Source organism: Leifsonia soli (assembly GCF_013408745.1).
Classification (GTDB): Bacteria; Actinomycetota; Actinomycetes; order Actinomycetales; family Microbacteriaceae; genus Leifsonia; species Leifsonia soli.
The window spans coordinates 1,752,199-1,776,565 of sequence record NZ_JACCBJ010000001.1 but is presented as its reverse complement, the minus strand read 5'-3'; the positions used below and the strand labels follow the sequence as shown (position 1 = coordinate 1,776,565).

General features: G+C 71.6%; 24 protein-coding genes and 1 tRNA gene. 15 read left to right on the top strand and 10 right to left on the bottom strand.

Annotated features, from left to right (window positions below):
• The first annotated feature begins 119 nt into the window (after positions 1–119).
• A complete protein-coding gene (locus tag BJ963_RS08515) occupies positions 120–734 on the top strand; it encodes a TetR/AcrR family transcriptional regulator (protein ID WP_179455945.1) in 615 nt (204 codons plus the stop codon).
• On the opposite strand, the gene BJ963_RS08510 is transcribed toward BJ963_RS08515, so the two are convergent.
• Positions 731–1,054, bottom strand: coding sequence for a hypothetical protein (locus tag BJ963_RS08510; protein ID WP_089909162.1), 324 nt, complete (start codon positions 1,052–1,054; stop codon positions 731–733). The two genes, BJ963_RS08515 and BJ963_RS08510, sit on opposite strands and share 4 nt — an antisense overlap.
• A 127-nt stretch (positions 1,055–1,181) precedes the next feature.
• Positions 1,182–2,090, bottom strand: coding sequence for a DsbA family protein (locus BJ963_RS08505; RefSeq protein ID WP_246298012.1), 909 nt, complete (start codon positions 2,088–2,090; stop codon positions 1,182–1,184).
• A gap of 119 nt (positions 2,091–2,209) precedes the next feature.
• Between BJ963_RS08505 and BJ963_RS08500 the strand changes: the two genes are divergently transcribed.
• Positions 2,210–2,851: a class I SAM-dependent methyltransferase gene (locus tag BJ963_RS08500; protein WP_179455943.1), complete on the top strand. Its 642-nt coding sequence runs from the start codon at positions 2,210–2,212 to the stop codon at positions 2,849–2,851.
• A gap of 111 nt (positions 2,852–2,962) precedes the next feature.
• Here the strand turns inward: BJ963_RS08500 and BJ963_RS08495 are convergent, their stop codons facing one another.
• The gene (locus BJ963_RS08495; RefSeq protein ID WP_179455941.1) at positions 2,963–4,408 is read right to left on the bottom strand and encodes an MDR family MFS transporter; all 1,446 of its coding nucleotides are present in this window, start codon (positions 4,406–4,408) and stop codon (positions 2,963–2,965) included.
• A 75-nt stretch (positions 4,409–4,483) separates the two neighbouring features.
• Between BJ963_RS08495 and BJ963_RS08490 the strand changes: the two genes are divergently transcribed.
• From BJ963_RS08490 to BJ963_RS08470, 5 genes are all read left to right on the top strand, one after another.
• Entirely contained in the window at positions 4,484–5,194 is a 711-nt protein-coding gene (locus BJ963_RS08490; RefSeq protein ID WP_246298011.1) for an ArsR/SmtB family transcription factor, read from the top strand.
• Positions 5,191–6,465 (top strand): MFS transporter, encoded by a 1,275-nt coding sequence (locus BJ963_RS08485; protein ID WP_179455939.1) that lies wholly within the window; start codon positions 5,191–5,193, stop codon positions 6,463–6,465. The genes BJ963_RS08490 and BJ963_RS08485 overlap by 4 nt, the downstream gene beginning before the upstream one ends.
• A 51-nt stretch (positions 6,466–6,516) precedes the next feature.
• A complete protein-coding gene (locus BJ963_RS08480) occupies positions 6,517–7,014 on the top strand; it encodes a hypothetical protein (protein WP_179455936.1) in 498 nt (165 codons plus the stop codon).
• A 165-nt stretch (positions 7,015–7,179) separates the two neighbouring features.
• Positions 7,180–10,953 carry an ATP-binding protein gene (locus BJ963_RS08475; protein WP_179455931.1) on the top strand — a complete coding sequence of 1,258 codons (3,774 nt, stop codon included), beginning with the start codon at positions 7,180–7,182 and terminating at the stop codon, positions 10,951–10,953.
• Positions 10,954–10,991: 38 nt separating this feature from the next.
• Positions 10,992–11,180, top strand: a complete 189-nt coding sequence (locus tag BJ963_RS08470; RefSeq protein WP_157696905.1) for a hypothetical protein — start codon at positions 10,992–10,994, stop codon at positions 11,178–11,180.
• A gap of 94 nt (positions 11,181–11,274) precedes the next feature.
• Here the strand turns inward: BJ963_RS08470 and mscL are convergent, their stop codons facing one another.
• From mscL to BJ963_RS08455, 3 genes are read right to left on the bottom strand one after another with little or no spacing between them, the layout of a single operon-like run.
• On the bottom strand, positions 11,275–11,712 hold the full coding sequence (gene mscL / locus BJ963_RS08465; protein ID WP_089909182.1) for a large-conductance mechanosensitive channel protein MscL: 438 nt from the start codon (positions 11,710–11,712) through the stop codon (positions 11,275–11,277).
• Positions 11,713–11,728: 16 nt separating this feature from the next.
• Positions 11,729–12,064 carry an FmdB family zinc ribbon protein gene (locus BJ963_RS08460; protein ID WP_179455929.1) on the bottom strand — a complete coding sequence of 112 codons (336 nt, stop codon included), beginning with the start codon at positions 12,062–12,064 and terminating at the stop codon, positions 11,729–11,731.
• Between the two features lie 34 nt (positions 12,065–12,098).
• The gene (locus BJ963_RS08455; protein ID WP_179455927.1) at positions 12,099–12,683 is read right to left on the bottom strand and encodes a 5-formyltetrahydrofolate cyclo-ligase; all 585 of its coding nucleotides are present in this window, start codon (positions 12,681–12,683) and stop codon (positions 12,099–12,101) included.
• A gap of 59 nt (positions 12,684–12,742) precedes the next feature.
• On the opposite strand from BJ963_RS08455, the gene galU reads away from it, so the two are divergent.
• The 6 genes from galU to BJ963_RS08425 all read left to right on the top strand — a co-directional run bounded on the left by galU (position 12,743) and on the right by BJ963_RS08425 (position 17,005).
• Positions 12,743–13,720, top strand: coding sequence for a UTP--glucose-1-phosphate uridylyltransferase GalU (gene galU, locus BJ963_RS08450; protein WP_089909191.1), 978 nt, complete (start codon positions 12,743–12,745; stop codon positions 13,718–13,720).
• 23 nt (positions 13,721–13,743) lie between these two features.
• Positions 13,744–14,406 (top strand): GNAT family N-acetyltransferase, encoded by a 663-nt coding sequence (locus BJ963_RS08445; RefSeq protein WP_089909194.1) that lies wholly within the window; start codon positions 13,744–13,746, stop codon positions 14,404–14,406.
• Between the two features lie 128 nt (positions 14,407–14,534).
• Positions 14,535–15,611: a hypothetical protein gene (locus BJ963_RS08440; protein WP_179455925.1), complete on the top strand. Its 1,077-nt coding sequence runs from the start codon at positions 14,535–14,537 to the stop codon at positions 15,609–15,611.
• Positions 15,612–15,669: 58 nt separating this feature from the next.
• Positions 15,670–15,745 (top strand) — tRNA-Ala (locus tag BJ963_RS08435).
• 106 nt (positions 15,746–15,851) lie between these two features.
• Positions 15,852–16,400 (top strand): hypothetical protein, encoded by a 549-nt coding sequence (locus BJ963_RS08430; RefSeq protein WP_179455923.1) that lies wholly within the window; start codon positions 15,852–15,854, stop codon positions 16,398–16,400.
• 2 nt (positions 16,401–16,402) lie between these two features.
• Positions 16,403–17,005 carry a TetR/AcrR family transcriptional regulator gene (locus BJ963_RS08425; RefSeq protein WP_179455921.1) on the top strand — a complete coding sequence of 201 codons (603 nt, stop codon included), beginning with the start codon at positions 16,403–16,405 and terminating at the stop codon, positions 17,003–17,005.
• 33 nt (positions 17,006–17,038) lie between these two features.
• On the opposite strand, the gene BJ963_RS08420 is transcribed toward BJ963_RS08425, so the two are convergent.
• Positions 17,039–17,638, bottom strand: a complete 600-nt coding sequence (locus tag BJ963_RS08420; protein ID WP_179455919.1) for a LysE family transporter — start codon at positions 17,636–17,638, stop codon at positions 17,039–17,041.
• A 71-nt stretch (positions 17,639–17,709) separates the two neighbouring features.
• Here BJ963_RS08420 and BJ963_RS08415 point away from each other — a divergent pair, with 71 nt between their 5' ends.
• On the top strand, positions 17,710–18,645 hold the full coding sequence (locus BJ963_RS08415; protein WP_179455917.1) for a LysR family transcriptional regulator ArgP: 936 nt from the start codon (positions 17,710–17,712) through the stop codon (positions 18,643–18,645).
• Here BJ963_RS08415 and BJ963_RS08410 read toward each other — a convergent pair.
• Positions 18,584–21,457, bottom strand: coding sequence for an aminotransferase (locus BJ963_RS08410; protein WP_179455915.1), 2,874 nt, complete (start codon positions 21,455–21,457; stop codon positions 18,584–18,586). The two genes, BJ963_RS08415 and BJ963_RS08410, sit on opposite strands and share 62 nt — an antisense overlap.
• Before the next feature lie 174 nt (positions 21,458–21,631).
• Between BJ963_RS08410 and BJ963_RS08405 the strand changes: the two genes are divergently transcribed.
• Entirely contained in the window at positions 21,632–22,045 is a 414-nt protein-coding gene (locus tag BJ963_RS08405) for a DUF3054 domain-containing protein (protein ID WP_425484716.1), read from the top strand.
• Between the two features lie 7 nt (positions 22,046–22,052).
• On the opposite strand, the gene BJ963_RS08400 is transcribed toward BJ963_RS08405, so the two are convergent.
• Both BJ963_RS08400 and BJ963_RS08395 read right to left on the bottom strand, forming a co-directional pair.
• Entirely contained in the window at positions 22,053–23,165 is a 1,113-nt protein-coding gene (locus BJ963_RS08400; RefSeq protein ID WP_179455912.1) for an aminopeptidase P family protein, read from the bottom strand.
• Positions 23,166–23,191: 26 nt separating this feature from the next.
• Positions 23,192–24,367: an acyl-CoA dehydrogenase family protein gene (locus BJ963_RS08395; RefSeq protein ID WP_179455910.1), complete on the bottom strand. Its 1,176-nt coding sequence runs from the start codon at positions 24,365–24,367 to the stop codon at positions 23,192–23,194.

Genomic DNA, 24,367 nt, shown 5'->3' with positions numbered 1-24,367 from the left:
CGGGGGACTTGACAGCGTCGGCGCAGTCAGGTCCAGATGTGAGCTTAGACGTTATTGACCGGCTGTCAATAGCCGATCGCGCACCTCACGGTCGGGGAGACGGCCGATAGGGTCGAAGCATGGAGACCGACCGGCGCACGCGGCTCACGCCGGACGAGCGCCGGGCGCAGCTCGTCGCCCTCGGGGTGGCGTTCCTCGCCGACAACCCGCTGGACCAGCTCTCGATCGAAGAACTGTCGGCCCGCGCCGGGGTCTCGCGGGGGCTGCTGTTCCACTATTTCGGGTCGAAGCAGGGACTCCACCGGGAGGTCGTGCGGACGGCCCGCGACAGCATGCTGCACGCCACGGAGCCGGTGGTAGGGCTGGCGCCACTGGACCGCCTCCACGACACGCTCACGCGGACCGTCGCGTTCGTCCGCGAGCACAGCGGGACGTTCTACTCGCTCGTGCGCGGGGTCGCCTCCGCCGACACGGAGGTGCGTCAGGTCGTCGAGGAGGCGCGCGGCGAGCAGGCGGACCGGGTGATCGCGGCGTTCCTGGAACTGGGCGTGCCGGACACGCTGCTGCTGCGCATCGGCCTGCGATCGTGGATCGCGTTCGCCGAGGAGGCGCTCGTCGAGAGCGCGATCGGCACGGAGCTGCCGTCGGAGGAGATCGTCGGCTTCCTCGAGCGCAGCGCCCGGGGAGTGGTGGATGCGCTGGGCGCGTCCGCCGGCGGAGGTGCGGAGGGCTAGATGCCCTCCTCCTCGACGTCCTCTTCGGTCAGCACGCCGTCATCCTCGGGCTCGTCGCCGTGCTCGTCGTAGACCGGCTCGGCCTCGCGGGACTGGCCGCCGGTGGGGCCGTCGTTGCCGTCGCCCGGTCCGGGCCAGATGGTCTCGCCGGCGACCGCGTCGTTCGTGACCAGCTCATCGGCGAAGTCGGCTTCGGCTTCCGGGTCGTTCAGCGCGTAGTCGACGTCGCCGTCGGCCGGGTCGGCCCAGCCGGGCGTCTCGCCCGCATCCGTCTCGCCGATCTCGACGCCGTCCACGCCGTCCTCCGGAATCCGATCCATCGCCTCGTCCCTTCCGCTCTCGCCTCCGACGCTACACCCACCGTCGAGTCCACAAACTTTGCACGTGACACGCCGAAGCGGTGTGCAATTTGTGCGGACTCGACGGTGGGGGTGCGGGGGTGCGGGGCTACTTGGCGGTGGGGAAGGTGATGGTCTTGCCCGAGCCGGCGTCCTTCACGGCCGCCTGCGTGAACGCGGCGAACACGGAGGCGTCGGTGAAGCCGCCCTGGTAGCGCTCGCCGTTGACGAAGACGGTCGGTGTGCCGAAGCCGTTGTTGGCCGGGTTCTTCAGCTGCGAGTTGGTCGACGCGTCCTTCGTCATGGTGGTGACGAAGTCGGCGTACGTCTGGTTGTTCACGCAGTCGGTGATCGCCTTCGAGCTGACGCCCGCATCCTTGAAGATGCTGAGGATCTCGGCGTTGGTGAGGCCGGTGCCGGTCTGCTCGTTCGGCTGCTTCGCGAACAGCGCCGAGTTGATGTCCCAGAACTTGTCGGGCTGCGAGTTCGCCACGCACGAGGCGGCGGCGCCGGCGCGCGTCGAGTAGTTGTTGTTCTGCACGCTGTCGAGGATGGCGACGGGATGCACTTCGAGCGTCGCCGTGCCGTCCTGCAGCCACTGCTTGATCTGGTCGTCGTTGGTGGTCTCGAACTGGTCGCAGTAGGGGCACTGGTAGTCGAGCCAGATCTGGATGTGCGCCGTCTTGCCGTCGAGCTTCATCTTCGTGGGCGTCGGCTGGCCGCCGGACGGGATCGCGGGAGTGCTGACCGCGGTCGTCGGGGACGTGAGCAGGATGCCGCCGCTCGCCATGTTCTTCGGGTTGGCGGCGCCTGCGCCCCCGTTCCCCACGGTCGTGAAGATGACGACGCCGATGATGGCGAGCACGGCCACGACGCCGGCGATGACCGAGCCCTGAACGATGATCTTGCGCCGCTTGGCCTTCTTGGCGGCCTCCTCGCGCATCCTCCTGGCGGTCTCACGCGCCTCCTCGCGGCGGTCGCGTTTCGTCGGACCTGTCGATCCTCTGCCAGTTGCCATTCAGCTCATCCCATCGAACAGTGGACAGTTCTCCCATGATCGTAGGGGGACTTTGCTTTGAAGGCGCTGTACCGGGTGCTCTACCGTGGACGCATGCAGTCGAGAGACCGGGCCAGCTGATGCCGTCGGAGCCCGAAGGGCACGAAACGGGCGCGGAGCCGAACGAAGGCCGGGACACCGCGGGGTCCGAGTACGCGGAGCGCCTCCGCCGGTTGGACACCAGTTGGTGGCGCCGGACCCTCAACGTCCAGGCGCCGTACCGGTGGAACATCCGCCGTCTGCATCTCGGGCGGGTGCTGGATGTGGGGAGCGGCCTCGGCCGCAATCTGGCCCATCTGGGGAACAACGGCGTCGGCGTCGACCACAATGCGGACTCGGTGGCCATCGCCCGGGCACGGGGGCTCACGTCGTTCACCAGCGACGAGTTCCCTTCGACTCCGCACGCGGTGCCGGGGGCCTTCGACTCGCTGCTGTTCGCCCATGTGGTCGAGCACGTCGACCCGGACTTCGCCGTCGAGCTCGTCCGCATGTACCTGCCCTATGTGAAGCCGGGAGGACGCGTCCTCTTCATCACACCGCAGGAGCGCGGCTACGCGAGCGACGCGACGCATGTCTCGTTCACGGACTTCGACGGGCTGCGCCGCCTCGCGGACCGACTCGGCCTCACGGTGGAGCGGGAGTACTCGTTCCCCCTGCCGCGCTTCGCGGGGAAGGTGTTCACGTACAACGAGTTCGTTATGCTGACGCGTCTGCCGGGCTGACCCGCGCGGCGTGCCGCGAGTTGACGCGACACGCCGCCCGGCGGCCGCCGGCGACGGCGCGTCGCGTCAACCAGCTGCTGGCGACGGCGGACCGGGGTGCGGCGGGTGCGGTTACTCCGCGGGGGCGGGCGTGCGGCCCAGCTCCACGTCCTCGACGCGGGAGCGCGGCATCGCGAGGCCGGCGACGATGGTCAGCACCGCGGCGATCGCCACTGCGACGAACACCGCCGTCGACGCCTGCTGGATGGTCCCGGCGGCGTGTGCGCCGCCCGCCGACGCTCCGATGATCGCGTTGGCGATGGCTCCGAAGACGGCGACGCCGACCGCGCTGCCGATCGAGCGGGCGAACATGTTGCTCCCGGTCACCACGCCGCGCTCGTTCCAGGGCACGCTCGACTGCGCCGCGATCAGCGTCGGGGTGGCGATCAGGCCCATCCCGAGGCCGACGACGAAGCAGCTGACCGCGACGAACAGCACGGACGGGCTGACCGAGGTCGCCGCGAGCGACACCGCGCCGACGATCGCGATCGCGGTCCCGAGCAACGCCGTGTTGCGGAAGCCGATGCGCAGGTAGAACCGGCCGGACAGGCTCGCCGCGATCGGCCAGCCCAGGGTCAGAGCGGCGACCGCGAGGCCGGACACGATGGGCGCGACGCCGATGGTGCCCTCCAGGTAGGTGGGCACGTACGAGGTGAGCCCGATCAGGATGGCGCCGACGCCGAGCGAGATGAGGGTCGTGGTGACGAGCAGCCGGCGGGAGAACACCCAGAGCGGCAGCACCGGCTCGGCCGCGCGTCGCTCGACCAGCACGAACGCGACGAGCAGGAGGCCGCCCAGCGCGAACGCGCCGATGCTCCACACCGAGTTCCACGCCCAGGCCTGTCCGCCCTCGAGCACGGCGAGGATGAGCAGCGTCATCCCGCCGGTCAGCAGCGCGGCTCCCGCGTAGTCGATGCGGTGCTTCCGCGGTTCGATGCTCTCGTGGAAGCTGCGGATCAGCATCCACGCGGCCAGGATGCACAGCGGGACGTTGACGAAGAAGATCCAGCGCCAGGAGAGGAACTGCGAGAACACGCCTCCGAGCGTCGGCCCGACGACGGAGGAGATCGCCCACACGCTCGCCAGGTAGCCCTGCGTCTTGGCGCGCTCGGCGACGGTGTAGATGTCGCCGGCGATCGTCATCGACATCGGCTGGATCGCTCCGGCGCCGAGACCCTGGAGCGCGCGGAACGCGATCAGCGCGGGCATGCTCCACGCGAATCCGCACAGCACCGACCCGATGAGGAACAGTGCGATGCCGATCAGGACGATGGGCTTGCGGCCGACGGTGTCGGACAGCTTGGCGTAGACGGGGACGGACACCGCCTGCGCGAGCAGGTAGACCGAGAACAGCCACGGGAACTGCGCGAACCCGCCGAGGTCCTGAACGATCGAGGGCACCGCGGTGGCGAGGATCGTCGAGTCGATGGCCACGAGCCCGGTCGTCAGCATGAGGGCGATCAGGATGGGGCCGCGCTCCGACCGGAAGCCGACGCTGGCGCGGGTGGGTTCGTTCATAGAGGTCAACAACGTGGGAGAGGCGCTCGCATTCCCGGCTTGACGTGAAAGAGGGTCGGCGCGACAATCTGAAACATGTCTTTCATAGCTGGGTCGCCGGACGAGGCGGACGCCGACGCCGGCCGCCAGGAACGGCGCACCACGGTCACCGACCCGCGGGCGCTGCGCGCGCTCGCGCATCCCCTCCGCCTGGCCCTGCTCGACCACCTGATGTCGTTCGGGCCGCGCACGGCCAGCGAGTGCGCGGCGGTCGTCGGCTCCACTCCCTCCAACTGCAGCTACCACCTCCGCGCGCTCGCCAAGGTCGGGCTCGTCGAGCCGGTGGATGCGGAGGACGGCCGCGAGCGCCCCTATCGGTCGTCGTCCACCGGCCTCTCCTTCGGCCGCACGGACGACCCCGAGTTCGCCATCGGAGCCGACACCGTCGAGCGCGCCCTCGCCGACCGCCAGGTCGACGAGGAGGCGGCGCTCGTCCACCGCGCGATCGCCCAGCGCGACGAGCAGCCGATCGAGTGGCGCGAGGCGAGCATGCTCAGCGGGTACGCCCTCAAGCTCACGCCGGGCGAGCTCCGCGAGCTCGTGGAGGGACTGGATGCGCTCATCCGCCCCTACATCGCCCTCACCCGTGCGGAGGCGCCGGAGGGCAGCGACGTCGTCGCGCTGCACCTCAACGCCTTCCGGCACCCGGACGCGATCGCGGCGGCGAACGCCGCGCGGGCCGCGGCCGAGCCCGACGAGACCGTCCGGCCCGGCCACATCGAGCCGACCGACGGCAGTGCGTCGTGACCGCGACCGCGACCCGCGAGCGCTCCCCGCTGCTCCGCCGGGACTTCGCCCTCGTCTGGACGGCGGGCCTGGTCTCCGACACCGGCGACTGGCTGCTCATGATCGCGCTGCCGCTGTTCGCCCTGTCGGCGACCGGGTCGGCGCTCGGCGCGTCCACCGTGTTCCTGGTGGAGATCGTCCCGATGCTGCTGGTCGGCAGCTTCCTCGGGGTGCTCGTCGACCGGTGGGATCACCGCCGCACCATCGTCGTCGTCGCCCTGCTGCAGGGCCTGCTGCTCCTGCCGCTCCTCGCGGCGAGCGCCGACCGGATGGGCATCGTCTACGCGGTGGCCGCCGTCGAAGCGGTGCTCGGGGCCATCATCAACCCGGCGCGGCAGGCGATGATCCCGCGGCTGGTCGGCGCCGACCAGCTTGCGCGCGGCAATGCGCTTATCGCCGTGAGCGACAGCCTCGCGCGGCTCATCGGCTCCCCGCTCGGCGGCCTCTCGTTCGCGCTGTGGGGGCTGCCGGGTGTGGTCATCGCCGACGCGGCGTCGTACCTCATCACCGCGACGCTCGTGCTGTTCGTCCGGCCGCAGCGACGGAAGGACGGCGCCGAGGCGACCGCGGACGGCGAGCCGGCGGTCGCGGCCGAGCGGCGCATCCTGCACGAGTGGGTGGAGGGGCTCGCGCTGATCGCGCGGTCCGCGACGCTGCGGACGCTCGCGGGCATCGCGGCGCTCGCCGGGATGGCGCAGGGCCTCTTCCTGGTGCTCTTCCTCGTCTACGTCACGCAGAACCTCGGGGCGGGAGACACCGGCGCCGGGATCATCCGCGGGGTCCAGGCGATCGGCGGGGTGCTGGGCGGCCTGGTGACCGGCGCGCTGGCGAAGCGGCTGGCTCCGCGCTGGATGATCGGCGTCGGGTACCTGGTGTTCGGTGCGCTCTCCCTCCTCACCTGGAACCTCGCTCCGTTCACCACGGCGCTGTGGGTGTACGCCGGGCTGTTCGTCGCCATGGGCGTCCCGGGCGTGACATCGGCGACGGGGGAGATCACCCTCGTCCAGACGACCGTGCCTCCGCGCGCGCTCGGCCGGGTGATCGCCGCCGTCACGACGCTGGACGGCGGCGCGCAGGCGGTCGGCCTGCTGGTCGGCGGTCTGCTCGCCGACTCGGGCGACATCGTGCCGGTGCTCGACGTGCAGGCGGCGCTCTACCTGCTCTGCGGGCTCATCGGGATCGTGGCCCTGCGCGACAGGGCGCCGGCCGGCGGAGGGACCCGTCTTACGTAAGGGAGCGCGCGGGCGCTAGGGTGCTGCCACCGTGGTCCCCCGGAGGTGGATATGACGTTCCGCACCCCGCTCTTCCGCATCCCGCCGTTGCGACGCACCGTCGGAGCGGCGGCGCTCGCCGCAGCGCTCGTCGCGGGGCTGACCGCATGCGACCTGTTCGCGCCGCAGGACACCCTCGACATCGAGGAGGCCAGCGTCGGGTCCAGCGCGACGGTCGGGGACGTGTTCGTCGGCAACGCCGTGCTGGTCACGAGCGACGGCGGCTCGACGGCGAACCTCGTCGTGACGCTGGTGAACCAGGGCGGCGACACCCAGCAGGTGGAGATCGCCCCGACCGGAGGGGGGAGCATCTCGGTGTCCCTCGACCCGCGCGACACCCGTCAGCTGGGCGATCCGCCGGACGACGAGAGCCTGGTGAGCGGTCTGGATGCGGCCCCCGGCTCGCTCACGACCGTGACCGTCACGAGCGGGGGAGAGTCGGTCGGACTCCAGGTGCCGGTGGTGACCGGCGCCCTCCCGCCGTACGGGACGCTCACCCCGGCGCCCTGATCGCTCTCGACGTTCCTGTCCTCGGCTCGGTCCGTCGCGTCCGCCGCTCCGTCGCGACGCGCCGGGCGCGCCTCGAGGCTGGCGCCGTTCGTCCGGCGCATGATATTGACGCGAAACCCGCCCGGGTTCCCGCTGTTTCCGGGGATGTGAACGTAGGGTGTCGGTGTGTGGCGACTGGACAGGAAGACCGAGGATGACGACGCGACGTCGGGCATCCCAGACGATGACGCCCTGAACCCGCGCACGACGACGGCTCCGCACGCGCTCAGCCTGGGCGACCCGGCGCTGGTCGCCGGCAACATCGCCGAGCCGGTGTGGAAGCGCTGGCGCGACGAGATCGCGGCGGTGGGCGGGGTCTCTCCGCTGCTCCACTTCGAGGACAGCCCGCGGACACGCATCGAGCTGAGCACGACGCATCCCGGCGGCCTTCCGCAGTTCATCACCGGGCAGAGCACCCTGCTCTCCAGCCTCATCCGCGACGAGCTGGCCCTGCGCACCGCGCGGGCGGCCGCGAACGCGATCACCGCGAAGGGCATCGAGCTGCGCTCGGTGCGCGGCATCGAGTCGGTGCACCTCGCGATCGGCCTGGCGCAGTGGCGGCACGGCTCCGAGGAGTACATGGCGCCGATCCTGCTGCGCCCGCTCGCCATCCGCCGCTACGGCCGCGACTTCGAGCTGAAGCTCAAGGGCCAGACGTTCCTCAACCCGGAGCTGGCGCGCGCCCTCAACGAGCAGTTCCAGATCACGCTGGATGCGGACGCCTTCGTGGCGCTCGCCGTCAGCAACGGGGTGTTCAAGCCGCAGCCGGTGATCGACCGCCTGCGGGGCCTGACCTCGCACCTGCCATGGTTCAACGTGCAGCCGCGCCTGGTGGCGTCGTCGTTCGCCGACGTCGCGCCAGCGCTGAGCGAGGAGGCGCGCGACCTCGACACCGTGCTGCTGGATGCGCTGGCCGGCAACCCGACCGCGCGCACGACCGTCGAGAGCGCCTTCAACCCGGTGGAGCCCATCCGCCAGGACGAGCGCCCGCCCGCGACCGACACCCTCCTGCTCGACGCCGACGAGGCGCAGGAGAACGTGGTCGCGCAGATCGCGGCAGGCAACTCGCTCGTCGTCAAGACGCTCCCCGGCACCGGAGGCACCCAGACGATCGTGAACGCGATCGGCGCCCTGGTGGCCCAGCACAAGCGTGTGCTCGTGGTGAGCCCCCGGCGGTCGAGCCTCGACGACATCGCCCAGCGGCTGAGCACGGCCGGCCTTCCCGGTCTCGCCGTGACGCCGCGGACGCTGCGTCGCGACCTCATCCAGTCGATCGCGCGCAACGAGAAGGCCACGCAGCCCAAGGTGACCGACGTCGACGAGGCGCTGGTGCGGCTGCGGAAGGTGCTGGTCGACTACCGCGCCGCCCTGACCCGCCGCGACCCGGTGCTCCGTGTCTCCGTGCTGGATGCGCTGCGCGAGCTGTCGCGCCTGTCCCTTCTTCCGGCGCCGCCGTCGACGACGGCCCGTCTCGGCCGTCGCGCGATCGAGGGGCTGGCCCGCGACCGTGCAGCGTCGGCCGACGCGCTGATCCGCGCCGCCCGCCTCGGCGAGTTCCGCTACGGCCCGAACGACTCGCCCTGGTACGGGGCCTCCTTCACGACGACGGAGGAGGGGAAGGCAGCGCACGAGCTGGCGAAGAAGCTCAACCGCGCGGAGCTCCCGCGCCTCATCGACCGCGCGCAGGCCCTCATCGGGCAGACCCGGATGCGTCCGTTCGCCTCGATCGCCGAGCTCGGCGTCTACCTGCGGCTCCTGCTCGACATCCGCGAGACGCTCGACAAGTTCACGCCGTCCGTCTTCGACCGCTCGCTCACCGAGCTGATCGCGGCCACCGCATCCCGCCGCGAGTCGCCGTCGATGTCGAGCGCCAACCGGCGCCGTCTGCGCAAGCACGCGCTCGAGTACGTCCGGCCCGGCGTGCACGTCACCGATCTGAACGAGAGCCTGCGGCGCATCCAGCAGCAGCGCATCCTCTGGAACCGGTTCGCCGTCGCCGGCGTCGTGCCCGAGGTCCCCGTCGGGATCGCGGACGTGCAGGTCGCCTACCAGCGCGTGGCCGAAGACCTCGCGCGCCTCGACATCCCGCTCCGCCGCACCGGCACCCCGCAGTCGCTCGCCGCGCTGCCGGTGGAGGAGCTGACCCGCCAGATCGCCGGCCTCGCCGCCGAGTCCGAGGTGCTCGCCAACCTGCAGGAGCGCACCGCGCTGCTCACCCAGCTGCGCGAGCAGGAGCTCGACCCGCTGATCTCGGACCTCTCCATCCGGCACGTCCCCGAGGCGCAGGTGAGCGCCGAGCTGGAACTCGCCTGGTGGCAGTCGGTGCTCGAGTCGCTGCTCGCCTCCGACCGCGCCCTGCTGAACGCCAACACCGGCGTGCTCGACCGGCTCGAGGCCGACTTCCGCCTGGTGGACGAGGCGCACGCCTCCGCGACCGGCAAGCAGCTGGCCTGGATGCTCGCCGAGACCTGGAAGATCGGCATCGTCGACTGGCCGGACGAGGCCGCAGCGCTCAAGCGCCTCCTGAAGAGCACGACGCCGACGGCGACCACGCTCAACGAGGCCGCGCCGCACCTGGCCCGGCCGCTGGCCCCGGTCTGGCTGATCTCGCCATACGAGGTGCCGTCGATCGGGCGCGAGGTCGGGTTCGACGCCGTGCTGCTGGTGGACGCGGGCGCGTCGAGCCTCGCCGAGAACGTCCCCGTCATCCGCCGCGCCAAGCAGGTCGTCGCGTTCGGCGACCCGGTGACCCAGACGCCGTCGCGCTTCGACATCGGCGTGCACGAGTACGGCACGACCGTCGAGGCCGTCGACGTGGATGCGCTGCACGCCGACTCCGCACTCTCCCGGCTCTCCGAGCTGCTCCCGGTCTACACGCTGAGCCGCAGCTACCGCGCGGGCGGCGAAGACCTCGCCGAGCTGGTCAACCGCCGCTTCTACGGCGGGATGATCGACTCCCTGCCCTGGGCCGGGACGTACCTCGGCCACGGCAGCCTGTCTCTGCACTACGTCCGCGGCGGCCAGGGCATGCCCGACACCGACACCGGTGCCGTCGAGTCGACGGATGCCGAGGTCGCGAAGGTCGTCGAGCTGGTGCTCGCGCACGCCACCGAGCGTCCGCGCGAATCCCTCATGGTCATCACCGCGAGCGAGCGTCATGCCGTCCGGGTCAACCAGGCCGTGCTCGCGGCGTTCGCGAAGCGCTCGGAGCTGGCCGACTTCATCCTCGGCGACCGCGCGGAGCCGTTCACCGTCGTGACGCTCGACCAGTCGGTGGGGCAGAGCCGCGACCGCGTCATCTTCTCCATCGGCTACGGGCGCACCCCGCATGGACGCCTGCTGTCGAACTTCGGCGCACTCGCCGAGCCGGGCGGCGACCGCCTGCTCGCAGTCGGCATGACGCGCGGCCGCCGCGGCATGGACATCGTCTCCTGCTTCCGGCCGGAGGACATCGACGAGACGCGGATGCGGCACGGGATCGCGGCGCTCGCCCAAGTGCTGGGGGAGGCGGACCAGATCCAGGCCGCCGCTCCGGAGTACCTGAGCCCGGACGCCGACCCGATGGTGCTCGACCTCGCGAAGCGCCTGGCCCGCCGCGGGCTCGACGTGCACCTCGGCTACCGCGGCAAACTGACCCTGGTCGCCTCGCACGGCGGCAGGGCGGTGGCGGTGGAGACGGACCACGACGTGTCGAAGGGCAGCCTGCGCGAGTCGCTGCGCCTGCGCCCGGACGTGCTGCGCCGCCTCGGCTGGCACTACCTGCGCGTGCACAGCTTCGAGCTGTTCGCCGACCCCGACGCCGTCGCCGGACGCATCGCCACGCTCATCGGCAAGGGCGAGCCGGACGCCGTGACGGCGCCCATCGTGCTGCCGGGGCTCGTCGACAGCCGTTCGGTCTAGGTCGCCCGTTCGCGGTCGCCCGTTCTAGGCTGGACGGGATGAGCGAGACACCCGGGAGGCGACGGCACCGCCGCGTGCAGCGTCCCGGCGCGCCAGGAACCGACCCGGAGCCGCGTGCCGAACCGCGGGACGAGCCCGCGCCGCCGGCCGCGCCCGACTCCGACAACGCGCCGGCGTGGTCGTCGAACGACGAGCGGCTGCGCCGCGACGTGCCGCCGCACTGGTGACCGCCGCCCCTCCGCCGAGTTGCGACATCATGTCGCACCTCGCGCCGGATAACGGCACCGAGTCACGACCCGACGGGACGGGTACGGGGTCGGGTCAGGGGAGCGGGTCTGCGTGCTTGCCGGCGGGCTGGGGCGGCGACTGCTGCGCCTGCAGGAGGTCGCGGATCTCGGTGAGGAGGTCGAGCTCCGTGATGGGGGCCTCCGGCTCCACGACGCCCTTCTTGCGCAGGCGCTCCGCGCGCTTCTTGACCTGGTTCAGCGGGTAGACGAAGACGAAGTAGACGACGACCGCGACGATCAGGAAGTTGATCACCGCACCGAGGACCGCTCCGAACTTGATGTCGGAGTTATTCAGCGTCACGATCATCGCATTGTCCAGATCGCTCGCTTTGAAGAACGCGCTGATCAGCGGGTTGATCAGGTTGTTCACGATCGCCGTTACGACCCCCGTGAACGCCGCGCCGATGACGACCGCGACGGCCAGGTCGATCACATTGCCGCGGAGGATGAACTCCTTGAACCCTTTGAGCATGACCGGAGGAACCCTTCTACGCGGCGGAACCCGACGACGGCGTCGACGGAGTCGAGGAGGTGGAGGAGCTGGACGACGAGCCGGAGGAGCCGGAGGAGGACGAGCCCGACGAGCCGGAGCCGGACGACGACGAGCCCGAGGCCGAGGCCGGGGCCGCATCCGTCTTCTTCGCCCCACCGCGCGAGTCGGTCCGGTAGAAGCCGGAGCCGTTGAACGTCACGCCGACGGTCCCGAACACCTTGCGGAGCGATCCGCCGCAGTTCGGGCACACCGTGAGGGCGTCGTCGGTGAAGGCCTGCTGGATGTCGAAGGCATGGCCGCAGTCGCGGCACGAGTAGGAGTAGGTCGGCATTCTTCTTCCGCTGCGCTCGCTGTCGGGGTGGTGGTCAGGTGAACTGGACGATGCGGGTCGGCGTGACCGCGCCGTCCACCGGCTGGTCGTGACGCTCGCGCGGCACCTCGTCCACGAGTTCGCCGTCGAACAGGACGGCGTACACCGGGGGACATTTTTCCATGCTGCCGAGCGTCTTGTCGAAGTATCCGCGACCCCAGCCCATCCGCATCCCGCTCGCGTCGACGGCGGCCGCGGGCACCAGGATGAGGTCGACGTCGTTGATCGCGATCGGCCCGAGCAGCTCGCCGACGGCTTCGGGCAGTCCGAACAGCCCCTCCGTCTCGGTCTCGCCGTCGCCGGTCGTCCAGTCGAGCAGGCCGTCCTCGCGCGAGATCGGCAGCAGCACGCGCAGCCCCTGCGCGTGCGCCCAGTTGAGGAAGGGGCGCGTGTCCGGCTCCATCGGGGTGGAGAGGTACGCCGAGACGGAACGGGCGGAGAGGTCGGTGGCGAGGTCGACCAGGTTGCGGGTCAGGCCTGCCGTTGCGGTCTGGCGCTCGGTCGTCGTGAGGTTCTGCCGGCGCTCGCGGAGCTCGGCGCGCAGGGCGCGCTTGCGATGAGCGGCAGTGTCCGGATCCATACGGCAATCCTAGGAGATGCCATCCTGTGCACCCCCGAAATGCGGATACTGTAGGCGGCATGGCAAATCACGACCGCGTTACGAAAGCAGTGATCCCCGCAGCCGGCCTCGGAACCCGGTTCCTCCCGGCGACCAAGGCGATGCCCAAGGAGATGCTGCCGGTCGTGGACAAGCCCGCCATCCAGTACGTCGTCGAGGAGGCGGTCGACGCGGGCCTGCACGACGTCCTGATGATCACCGGCCGCAACAAGAACGCCCTCGAGAACCATTTCGACCGCAACGCCGAGCTGGAGGAGACCCTCACCAAGAAGGGCGACACCGACCGGCTCGAGAAGGTCAACTACTCGACCGCCCTCGCCGACATGCACTACGTGCGCCAGGGTGACCCGAAGGGTCTCGGCCACGCCGTCCTCCGGGCCAAGATGCACGTCGGGCGGGTGCCGTTCGCCGTGCTCCTCGGCGACGACATCATCGACGCGCGCGACGACCTCCTGAGCCGGATGCTGACCGTGCAGGCGCAGCGCCACACCAGCGTCGTCGCCCTCCTCGAGGTCGACCCCGACTCCATCCACCTGTACGGCGCCGCCGCCGTCGAGGCCACGGACGAGGACGACGTCGTGCGCATCACCGGTCTGGTCGAGAAGCCGGACAAGGAGCACGCTCCCTCGAACTACGCCGTCATCGGACGCTACGTGCTGCGCCCGGAGGTCTTCGACGTCCTGGAGCGCACGGAGCCGGGCCGCGGCGGCGAGATCCAGCTGACCGATGCGCTGCAGTCGATGGCGGAGGCCCCCGACTGGACGGGCGGCGTGTACGGCGTCGTGTTCCGCGGCCGCCGCTACGACACCGGCGACCGCCTCGACTACATCAAGGCGATCGTGCGGCTCGCCGTCGACCGCGAGGACCTCGGCCCCGAGCTGCGCCCGTGGCTGCGCGAGTTCGCCTCCGAGCTCGAGGACGAGCCCGTGGAGTTCGTCGAGGAGATGCCCGTCGACCCGACCGGGCCCATCCAGACGCTCTCCGACCGGTCCCGCTGACGGCCGGCTGAAGGAGGACTCCGTTGGCGCTCGTCGTCCCCACCCTCACCGAGGGTCGCGTGGGGTTGCGTCCCATCCGCCTGCGCGACGCGCGCCCGCTGGAGCGGTCGCTGCTCGACAACCGCAGCTGGCTGCGGCAGTGGGAGGCGACCAGCCCGTACGCGCCGGGGTCGTTCGACACCCGGGCGAGCATCCGGTCGCTGCTGGCGAACTCGCGGGCCGGCCACGGCCTTCCGTTCATCGTCGAGTGGGACGGCCGGCTCGCCGGGCAGCTGAACGTCTCGTCGATCGCGTACGGCTCGCTGTCGAGTGCGACGATCGGCTACTGGATCGCCGAGGAGTTCGCGGGCCGCAACATCACCCCGACGGCGGTCGCCCTGGCGACCGACTACTGCTTCTACCAGCTGGGGCTGCACCGGATGGAGATCTGCATCCGCCCCGAGAACGGCCCGAGCCTGCGCGTCGTCGAGAAGCTCGGCTTCCGGTACGAGGGGCTGCGGCGCCGCTACATCCACATCAACGGCGACTGGCGCGACCACTTCTGCTTCGCGCTGGTGTCGGAGGAGCTGAACCAGGGCGTGCTGCGCCGCTGGCTCGACCACAACGTCCCGGACGACGCGGCGGTCATCCCCGCAGAGGACCGCGCGGCGGCGGCCATCCCGCTGCCGATCGCCCGCCATTACTGAGGCGGCTCTCATTCGCGGAGCCCTGCTCGGGCGCTTTCGGTGGAAATGTGCTGAAAGCACGCTGGATCGGGTGACACACCCCCGCGAGTGACGGTGGCACGACCCTCGCCGCCCCTACCGTAGAGGACATGAACGGGGATGTGATGGGCGGTGGGGTCATCGTCGCGCTCGCGGCCGCTCTCTGGCTCGCCTATCTGGTCCCGGTGTGGCTGCGCCGCCGCGAGTACCTCGCCACCGAGCGGAACGCCGTCCGGCTGCAGCAGACGCTGCGCATCCTCGCGGAGACCAGCGAACTGCCCGACGAGGTGCGTCTCGAAGCCACCGCGCGCACGGTCGCGGAGCAGCAGCGCATCCTCCGCAAGTCCGAGCAGAGGACCCTCGCCACCGCTCGCGCGGAGGCCGCGGCCCACGCCCGCCGCGAGCAGGCGCTCGCGGACGAGCGCCGCCGGGCCGCCGAAGAGGCGGAACGAGCCGCCAACGACGCGATCGCGCTGGAGCGCGCCGCGCGTGCTGCCGCCGCGCAGCGCGCCCGGGTGCTCGCCACCTCCGCCGCTCGCCCCGTGCTGTCGCCGCAGCGCCGCCGTCGGCTCCGCCGGGCGCGCGGCCTCTCGACCCTCGTGCTCGTCGCCGGGCTCATCGGGCTCGTCTCGGGCGCCGTCCTGCTCCTCGAGACCGGAGCCTGGCTCCTCTCCGTCGCCTCGCTCGGCGCGGTCGCACTGTCCGGGTGGATGCTGGGCCGCCTCGCGCGGCCGGAGCGCGCCGCCGCGGTCGCGCAGCCGATGGTCCGCACGTCTGTCGTCGCACCGGAGCTGTACGACGACGCGCAGCACGACGACATCCCGGTGCAGGAGCGCCTCCGGCAGAGCTGGACGCCGCGTCCGCTCCCGAAGCCGCTGCACCTGTCTCCCGGAACCGTCGCCGCGGCCGCGATGGCGTCGGTGGATGCGGCGGCCGAGCTGCGTCGCGCGGCCGCGCGTGCCGAGTTCGAGCGGAAGGCGGCAGAGGTCGTGCCGCCGGCTCCTGTGGCCGCGCCGGTCCCGCTGCGCGCGGTGGAGCGGCCGGCCGCGGTGCCGGTGTCCGCGCCCGCTGCGCCGCCCGCCGCGACCGTCCCGAGCCGCTACGCCAGCATGGGCATCCTCGACGAGGTCGACACCGGCAGCATGGACCTGGACGCGGTTCTGCGTCGTCGTCGCGCGGCCAGCTGAGCCCCGCTCGATTTCGACGGGACCGGCGAGGGGTGCTATTGTTTCTAAGCAGTTCCCCGGGGCTATGGCGCAGTTGGTAGCGCGCTTCGTTCGCATCGAAGAGGTCAGGAGTTCGAATCTCCTTAGCTCCACCACCACCGAGAGGGCCGCCCAGCTGGGCGGCCTTTTTGTTTGCCCTCTCGGACCGCCTCAGCGGTTTGTTGGTACACTCGTGCTAACACAGGGGATGTGGGGGGCGAGATGATTCTGCTGGCGATCGTGGCGTGCGAGATCGGGTTCTGGGTGGCGATCGTGGCCGGGCTGATCGCGCGCTACCCGGCCGGGAGACCGAAGCTGGGCGCCGCTCTGCTCATCGCAGCACCGCTCATCGACGTCGTGCTGCTCGTCCTGGTGGCGGCCGACCTGATCGGCGGGGCCACCGCCTCCTGGCACCATGGCCTCGCCGCCCTCTACATCGGCATCTCGGTCGCCTACGGCCACCGGATGATCGCCTGGGCGGACGCGAAGTTCGCGCAGCGGTTCCGCGGCGCCGAACCGCGGCCGAAGCCGACCGGCTGGGCGTACACCGTCGTCTGCTGGAAGGACGCAGCGCGCACCCTGCTCGCCTGCGCGGTGGCCGGGGCGATCCTGGGTGCGCTCATCCTCGTGGTCGGCGCTCCGGAGCGCACGGCGGAACTGCTCGGCTTCTTCCCCGCGCTCGGTCTCATCCTCGGGATCGACGTGCTCTGGGCGGTCAGCTACACGATCTGGCCGAAGAAGGCGGCGCAGCCCGTCGCGTCGCGGGGCTGACGATGCCCCGCCTGATCGACCACGACGAGCGCGACCGCCAGATCGCGGAGGCATCCATGCGGGTGCTGGCGCGCGACGGACTGGCGGGACTGTCGGTGCGCCATGTGGCGGCCGAGGCGGGGATCGCCACCGCCTCCCTCCGCCGCGCCTTCCCCGAGCAGGACGCCCTCCGCCGCTTCTGCCTCGAGCACATCCGACTGAGCGCGACGCGGCGCATCCAGGGCGTCCGGGGCGAAGGCCGACCGGCCGTGCTCGCCGTGCTTGAGGAGCTGCTGCCTCTCGACGAGGAGCGGCGCATCGAGCTGACCGCACACCTCCAGCTCGGCGCGCTGGCGCTGAGCAGCGAGCAGCTGCGACCGGTGCTGCTCCAGTTCAACGAGGGCATCCGCGAGCTGTGCGCCGGCCTGATCGCGGAGCTCGACCGGGTCGGGGAGCTGCGGCCGGGCGCCGACCGGACGGTCGAGGCCGACCGTCTGCACGCTCTGGTGGACGGGGTGGCGCTCCACCTCCTCTGGGACGGCGGCCCGGGGGAGCGAGAACAGGAGCGGGAGCGGGAGCGTGCCGTCGCTGTGCTGACGGCGCACCTCGACGGGCTTCGGGGCTGAGGCCGTTCTGCCGCGATCGTGTCGTCCGCCGGGCTACACGACCAGCAGGATGGCGAGCACGACCATGAGCACCGCGATGCCGCCGTCCAGGATGCGCCAGGCGACCGGCCGGGCGAACACCGGCGCGGCGAAGCGCGCGCCGAAGCCGAGCAGGCTGAACCAGAGCAGGCTGGCGGTCGCTGCGCCCGCGCCGAAGACCCAGCGGCCGGGGTCGCCGTGCGACGCGGAGAGCGAGCCGATCAGCAGCACGGTGTCGAGATAGACATGGGGATTGAGCCAGGTGATCGCGAGGCAGGTGCCGATGGCGGCGGCGAGGGAGCCGGCGACGGCCCCCGAGGCGGTGAGCGATCCGGGGCGCAGCGCCCGGCGCGCGGCGACGACGGCGTAGCCCAGCAGGAAGGCGAAGCCGGCCCAGCGGACGATCTCGAGCGCGATCGGCGCGTTCTTCACCAGCACGCCGATTCCGGCGACCCCGGCTGCCATCAGCAGCGCGTCGCTGGCCACGCAGATGACCACGATCGGCAGGATGTGCTCGCGGCGCAGGCCCTGCCGGAGGACGAACGCGTTCTGCGCGCCGATGGCCACGATCAGGGAGGCGGAGGAGCCGAGGCCGGTGAAGAACGTTGCGAGCACCTCTCGACGCTAAGGGGCTCTCGCGCCTAAGTACAGCTCAGGTTCCTGATGATGCATTAGCATCCCTTCATATGGCGGCCCATGTCGAACACCTGCGGACTCTCGCAGCCGTCGTGGACGGCGGGACCTTCGAGGCGGCCGCCGCTGCCCTCCACATCACGCCCTCGGCAGTGAGCCAGCGCATCAAAGCCCTCGAAGAGCAGAGCGGGCGCGTGCTGGTGCAGCGCAGCAAGCCGGTCGAGCCGACCGAGGCCGGGCGGGTGCTGCTCCGGCTGGCGCGCCAGCTGACCCTCCTGGAGGCGGAGGCGGCGGCCGAGCTCGCGGGCGACGACGGCGCGGCCGGCACACCGCTGCCGCTGGTCGTCAATGCCGACTCGCTCGCCACCTGGGTGCTGCCCGCCCTCGCCCGGCTCGACGGCGTCGCGTACGAGCTGAGCATCGACGACCAGGAGCACACCCTCGACCGCCTGCGCGACGGCACGGCCCTCGCCGCGATCGGGTCCGATCCGGAGCCGGTGCAGGGGTGCACCTCCCGCCCGCTCGGGTCGATGGTCTACCGCGCGGCGGCGAGCCCGGCGTTCGTCGAGCGCTGGTGCCCGGACGGATGGACCGCGGAGGCGGCTGCACGGGCGCCGATGCTGGTCTTCGACCGCAAGGACGCCCTGCAGGACCGCTACCTCGACGCAGTCGCACCGGGCGCCCGGCCGCCGCGCCACTTCATCCCGGCTTCGACTCAGTTCGTCGAGGCCGCCGTGCACGGGCTGGGCTGGGGGATGCTGCCGGACCTCCAGGCGGATGCGCTCGTCGCCTCCGGCGCGCTCGTCGTGCTGGACGACGCGCATACGGCCGAGGTGCCGTTGTACTGGCACCAGTGGACGCTGCGGTCCGCAGCGCTCGACGCCGTCGCCGCGGCGATCGGGGAGGAGGCGCGGCGCGTCCTCCGCCCTACAGCGTCGCCAGCACGAGATCGAGCGCGTCCGCGAAGCGATCGGCGCTCTCGCGCGTGATGCACAGCGGCGGCTTGATCTTGAGCACGTTCTTGTCGTCGCCGGTCGGCTGCACGATGCAGCCCTCCGCCAGCATCCGATCGCACACCCGGGCGGCCTCCTCCGTCGCCGGCTGCAGCGTCTCCCGGTCGAGCACGAGCTCCATGCCGAGATAGAGGCCCATGCCGTGGACGGCGCCGACGAGCGGATGCCGTTTGCCCAGCTCCCGCAACCGCGCCGCGAGGTGGTCGCCGACCTCCGCGGCGTTCTGCTGCAGGCCCTCGTCGCGCATGACGTCGAGGACGGTGAGGCCCACGACCGACGAGACGGGGCTGCCGCCGGCGGAGGAGAAGAAGCTGCCTTCCGCCGCGAACGACGCAGCGATGTCACGCCGGGTGATGACCGCTCCGAGCGGCTGCCCGTTGCCCATGGCCTTCGCGATCGTGATGACGTCCGGCACCACGCCCTGCTGCTCGGAGCCCCAGAAGTAGTGGCCGAGACGGCCGTAGCCGACCTGGACCTCGTCGGCGATGCACACGCCGCCGCGGGCGCGGACGCGCTCGTAGACGCCCGCCAGGTAGCCGTCGGGAAGCATCAGGCCGCCCGCGTTGCCGAACACCGGCTCGGCGATGTACCCGGCGACCGCGGTGCCGGCCGCATCCAGCTCGGCCAGATCGGCATCCAGGTCGGCCAGATAGGCGGCTGCAGAGTCGGGACCACGGTGCCGTCCGCGCAGCGAGTTCGGTGCGGCGACGAGCTTCACCCAGTCCGGCCGGGTCTCCAGAGCCCGCGGGTTGTCGCCCAGGGACGAGGAGACCGCGTCGGAGCCGATCGTCCAGCCGTGGTAGGCCTCGGTGACGGCGAGGATGGTGCGCCGGCCGGTGTGGATCTGCGCCAGACGCAGCGCCAGGTCGACCGCCTCGCTGCCGCTGTTGACCAGGAAGACGGTGTCGAGTCCCTCCGGAGCGATCTCCGCCAGGCGCTCGGTGAAGCGCGAGAGCTCGTCGTAGTGGAACCGCGAGTTCGTGTTCAAACGCGCCCACTGGTCCCGGACGGCGTCGACCAGCCGCGGGTGTCCGTGACCGATCTGCGTGACGTTGTTGACCATGTCGATGTAGCTCTGCGCCCGGGTGTCGACCAGGTGGTGGCGCCAGCCGCGCTCGATCAGCGGCGGATGCGCGAAGTAGTGCTCCTGGACATGGGCGAAGGTGGCGTCGCGCCGGGCCAGGGATGCCTCCGGGTCGGGAGCGCCCACGGCGAGGTCGATGCCGAAGAGCGCGGAGGGGTCGGGGGAGACGGTCGTCCAAGCGCTGAGCGGGAGCGTCGGCGTGACGAGCGCGGGCGGCCGGTGCCCGGCGAGGGTGCTCAGTTGCGCCGTGAGGCGGATGGCGGTGCCGATCGTCTCCCCGGCGTCGACGGTCGCCGTGGTCAGCGGGCGGGTGAGGCCGTCGAGCCACAGGTCGACGGCGTCGCCGCGCAGCAGCCACGACCCTTCGACGAGGGCGAGCTCCCCGGCGAACGGAGCGGTCACGTCGACGCCGGTGGGCGCATCGAGCGTGACGGCGAGGGCGACGGTGGCCGACGGCAGGGAGCGGTCGGGCCGGGCGCGGGTCAGCCGCGCCTCGGTGTACCGGGTGACGGCGTGCCCGTGCTCGCGGCAGACCCGGGCGAGGATGCGGTCCTCCGCGTCGTCGCTCAGCCACACGCCCGCATCGAGGTCGCGTGCCATGACCGAGAGGTCGGCGAGGTGCTCCGGACCGGTCGTGAGTGCGACGAGCCGGCCGAAGCCGGTCGACGGCTGCGCGGGGGCCGGGGCGAGTCGGGCGCGGATGAGCGTCTCCAGCTCGGCCGCATCCAACCGCCGTGCCACGTCGAACGCGACCCACTCGTGGGCGCGGTTCTCGGCGGCGTAGACGTTGTCGGCCTCGAGGGCGACCTGCTGCTCGCCGCTGACGACGAGCACAGCTCCGCGCAGCACGACCAGCGGCCACAGGGCGGCGAGATCCGCGTCGTCGAGCGGCGACTCGGCGTGGAACGCCTCGATGACGTCGAGAACCGCGAGCGGCTCGTCGGGCACATGATGCAGGGCGCTCGTCACGGTCGCGGCCAGTTCGGCGACGAGCCAGCCGTCGGACACGTCGCCGAAGTCGATCACGCCCGGTCCGCCGTGTCCGAGGACGATGTTGTCGTCGGTGACGTCACCGTGGACCGCCTGCACGCGCAACCGGTCGCGCAGCGGACGCAGCCGAGCGAGGGCCGCGTCGGTCGCCTCCCGCACGACGGTGCGCTTCGCGGGCTGGGCGACGTGGTCGAGCAGCAGGTCGACGACCTCGCCGCTGACGCGCGCATCCCACTGGGTCGTCCGGTCGAGCCCGGGGTGGCGGAGGGGCGACAGCCCGGCGGCGACGCGGCCGGCGAGGGCGCCGAGTGTGCGGAGCTGCTCCCGAGACGGGCGGCCGACGTCGGTGAGCGGGTCGCCGTCGAGATAGCGCAGGACGCGGGCGAACAGCGCGGTGCCGCGCACCTCCACCTCGATCAGCTCGTCGCCGCCGGTCGTGGCGATGACCTCCGGGATGCGGATGCCGGAGCCCGCGAGCGCGCGGAGGGCGGCGTTCTGCGCGCGCAGCTCGTCGGCCGAGAACACCGGGTTGGCGAGTTTGAGCACGTATCGCGCGTCGCCGGTGTCGATGCGGAAGTTGCGGTCCTGGTTGCTGCCGAGCTCGCTGATCCGGCCGGCGAGGCCGAAGTTCTTGGCCGCGATGGCCGCCGCGTCGTCGGGGGTGACGTCGGGGCGCGGGAGAGCGGGCTGGGTGAGGAAGTCGAAGTTCGGCAACGGGGCTCCAGGGCTCGGGCGGGGCGGATCTGACGCCAGTCTATTGACGGGGTATGGACGCCATGTCGACCGCGGGGCGAGGTTGTGGACAGCCTGCCGATTGTGGATAACCCCCGGTATCAACTCGGCTCCCGTCCAGCCAACCTTCGGGGGTGTCCGCGTAGCCTGGAGCCCGTGAAATCCTGGAGGACCGCGCTCGGCGCATTCGTCATCGACGTGGCCCTCGTGACCCTTTTCGTGCTCGTCGGGCGCCGCAGCCACGGTGAGGCGAACTCCGTCCTCGGCATCATCGACACCCTCTGGCCGTTCCTCGTCGGCCTGGTCGTCGGCTGGCTGGTGACCTGGGCGTGGTACCGCCCGCTGGCGATCGTCTGGCCCGGCATCCCGATCTGGCTGATGACCGTCGCCGTCGGGATGCTCATCCGCACCGCCGCGGGCCAGGGCGTGCAGCCGTCGTTCATCGCGGTGGCGGCTGTCGTGCTCGGAGCGTTCCTCGTCGGCTGGCGTCTGATCGCGCTGCCGTTCGTGCGACGGCGCCGAACGCTGGCCGCGGCGCACCAGGTCGCGGTCGATCGGGCCGTGCGCTAGCGTCCGCTCAGCCCACCAGGTGCAGCTCCCTGCTGGAGTTGTTCAGCCGGTGCGCGCCGTCCTCTGCCGCGACGACGATGTCCTCGATCCGGACGCCGAATCGCCCGGGCAGATAGATTCCCGGCTCGATCGAGAAGCACATCCCCGCCTCGATCGGATGCTGCTCGCCCTCCACCAGGTACGGCGGCTCGTGCGTCGTCACGCCGATGCCGTGTCCGACCCGGTGGATGAAGAACTCGCCGAATCCGGCGTCGCGGATGACCCGCCGGGCGGCGCGATCGATCTCCTCGCACGGGACGCCGACGGCCACGGCCTCGAACGCGGTCTGCTGCGCGAGGGCCACCACGTCGAACACCTCGCGTTCCTCGTCGGTCGGCTCACCCACGTGGACCGTCCTGGTCGTGTCGGACCCGTAGCCGTCGAGCAGGCCGCCGAAGTCGAGCACGACCATGTCGCCGTCGGCGATGATCCGCGACCCGGGCTCGTGGTGCGGGTCGGCGCCGTTCGGTCCGGAGGCGACGATCGTGAAGTCGACCTGCGAGTGACCGTGCTCACGCAGCAACCGGTCGAGGTCTGCGGCGACCTGCTCCTCGGTGCGCCCGGCGAACGGGACGCGCAGGATGGCGTCGAAGGTCGCGTCGGCAGCGGCGCCCGCCGCCGCGAGCCGGTCGACCTCGTCGGCCGACTTCACCGCCCGCAGCATCGGCAGGGCGGTCGAGATGGCCGCGAAGCGCGCGTCGGGCAGCTTCTCTTGGAGGCCGAGCAGGTGCATCGCCCAGGTGGCGTCGGAGATCGCGTAACGGCCGTCCGGACGGAGCAGGGCGGCCGCAGGGACGTATTCGTCCTCCCCGTCGGACCAGTCGCGCAGGCGGATCGCCCCGGCCGCGCGCGTCTCGGCCGCGCCGCCGTGTTCGAGCGCGGGGACGAGCATGGTGGGCTCGCCCTGCGCCGGGATCACCAGCAGCGTGATGCGTTCGGTCGTGGCGACGGGAAGGTAGTCGGCGAAGTAGGCGAGATCGGGACCGGGCGCGATCACCAGCCCGTCGAATCCCGCCGCTTCGGCCTGGCGCGCCCCGCGCTCCAGGCGCTCGGCGAAGTGCCGCGCGGTGATGTCCTGCATGTGCGTCTCCCTCCGGGGCGACCCGGTCACTCCTCGATCGGCCCGAGCCAGGCGTTCGCGACGGTGTTGTGCGCCGACTCGGCGTCGGACGGGTGGAAGATCCCGGCCAGGACGTCCCGGTACAGACGCCCCAGCTCGTTGCCCGAGAAGAACGTCGAGCCGCCCGAGACGCGGATGGCCTGATCCACGACGCGCCGGGCCGTCTCGGTGGCGCGCACCTTAAGCCCGACCAGCCTCGGGAACCAGAGGCGGCCGTGGTCGGCCAGCGCGTCGACGTCGCCGGCCAGCGCATCCAGCTGGGGGAGCAGCGCATCCTGCTCGATCGCGGCCTCGGCGACGCGCCAGCGGATGTCCGGGTCGTTCGCGTAGCTGCGCCCATCGTTCTTGAGGCTGGTGCGGCGGTGGGCCGCCTCCACCGCGAGATCGAGCGCCCGCGCGCCGATGCCGGTGTAGACGGCGGCGAGCAGGATCTCGAAGTTCGCGAAGATGGCGAACACGAGCGGATCGGGGTTCGGGCCGGGGTCGAGACGGCGCACGACGCGGTCGGCGGGGGCGCGGGCGCCGTCCAGCACCGTCGTGTTGCTCTGGGTGGCGCGCATGCCGAGGGTGTCCCAGTCCTCGCGGATCTCGAACCCGCCGCCGGTGCGCTCGATGAAGCCGTAGACGATCTTCGGGGCGTCGTCGCTCGTGGTGTCGAGCCCCATCGTGCCGAGCCGGGTCCAGGCGGGGGAGAGCGATGTGAAGATCTTGCGCCCGTGGAAGCGGTACGACCCGTCGGGCTCCGGCCGCGCCTCCGTCGTCGAGCCGAACAGCACCAGGTCGTTGCCCGCTTCGCTGAGGCCGAAGGCGAAGATCTCGCCCTTCCCGGCCTCGCGCAGCACGAATTCGAGGGAGTCGTCGCCGCGGTCGCGGAGGGTCTTGGCGATGCCCGTCCAGACCAGGTGCATGTTCACGGCGAGGGCGGTCGCGGGAGCCGCTCCGGCCAGTCGCGCCTGGAGGCGCGCGGTCTGCTGCAGGCTGAGCCCCAGCCCGCCCAGCTCGGTCGGGACGAGGGCGCGCAGGTACCCTTCGTCGGCCAGTTCGGCGAAGTCATCGGTGAAGAACCGGTTGTCGCGGTCGTAGCCGGCGGCCCGCTCCCGGAAGCGGGAGAGGAGGTCGTCGGAGAGGAGGCTGCTCGCGGGGGACGTGTCGTGCTCGGTCAC

Excerpts from the sequence above, each read along its gene's own strand:
- BJ963_RS08460 (WP_179455929.1), bottom strand. The coding sequence starts at position 12,064 with ATGCCGACCTACTCCTACTCGTGCCGCGACTGCGGCCATGCCTTCGAC.
- BJ963_RS08440 (WP_179455925.1), top strand. The coding sequence starts at position 14,535 with ATGAACGGGGATGTGATGGGCGGTGGGGTCATCGTCGCGCTCGCGGCC.
- BJ963_RS08505 (WP_246298012.1), bottom strand. The coding sequence starts at position 2,090 with ATGGCAACTGGCAGAGGATCGACAGGTCCGACGAAACGCGACCGCCGC.
- galU (WP_089909191.1), top strand. The coding sequence starts at position 12,743 with ATGGCAAATCACGACCGCGTTACGAAAGCAGTGATCCCCGCAGCCGGC.
- BJ963_RS08425 (WP_179455921.1), top strand. The coding sequence starts at position 16,403 with ATGCCCCGCCTGATCGACCACGACGAGCGCGACCGCCAGATCGCGGAG.
- BJ963_RS08455 (WP_179455927.1), bottom strand. The coding sequence starts at position 12,683 with ATGGATCCGGACACTGCCGCTCATCGCAAGCGCGCCCTGCGCGCCGAG.
- BJ963_RS08495 (WP_179455941.1), bottom strand. The coding sequence starts at position 4,408 with ATGAACGAACCCACCCGCGCCAGCGTCGGCTTCCGGTCGGAGCGCGGC.
- BJ963_RS08480 (WP_179455936.1), top strand. The coding sequence starts at position 6,517 with ATGACGTTCCGCACCCCGCTCTTCCGCATCCCGCCGTTGCGACGCACC.
- BJ963_RS08515 (WP_179455945.1), top strand. The coding sequence starts at position 120 with ATGGAGACCGACCGGCGCACGCGGCTCACGCCGGACGAGCGCCGGGCG.
- BJ963_RS08400 (WP_179455912.1), bottom strand. The coding sequence starts at position 23,165 with ATGCAGGACATCACCGCGCGGCACTTCGCCGAGCGCCTGGAGCGCGGG.
- BJ963_RS08430 (WP_179455923.1), top strand. The coding sequence starts at position 15,852 with ATGATTCTGCTGGCGATCGTGGCGTGCGAGATCGGGTTCTGGGTGGCG.
- BJ963_RS08470 (WP_157696905.1), top strand. The coding sequence starts at position 10,992 with ATGAGCGAGACACCCGGGAGGCGACGGCACCGCCGCGTGCAGCGTCCC.
- mscL (WP_089909182.1), bottom strand. The coding sequence starts at position 11,712 with ATGCTCAAAGGGTTCAAGGAGTTCATCCTCCGCGGCAATGTGATCGAC.
- BJ963_RS08510 (WP_089909162.1), bottom strand. The coding sequence starts at position 1,054 with ATGGATCGGATTCCGGAGGACGGCGTGGACGGCGTCGAGATCGGCGAG.
- BJ963_RS08415 (WP_179455917.1), top strand. The coding sequence starts at position 17,710 with ATGGCGGCCCATGTCGAACACCTGCGGACTCTCGCAGCCGTCGTGGAC.
- BJ963_RS08500 (WP_179455943.1), top strand. The coding sequence starts at position 2,210 with ATGCCGTCGGAGCCCGAAGGGCACGAAACGGGCGCGGAGCCGAACGAA.
- BJ963_RS08490 (WP_246298011.1), top strand. The coding sequence starts at position 4,484 with ATGTCTTTCATAGCTGGGTCGCCGGACGAGGCGGACGCCGACGCCGGC.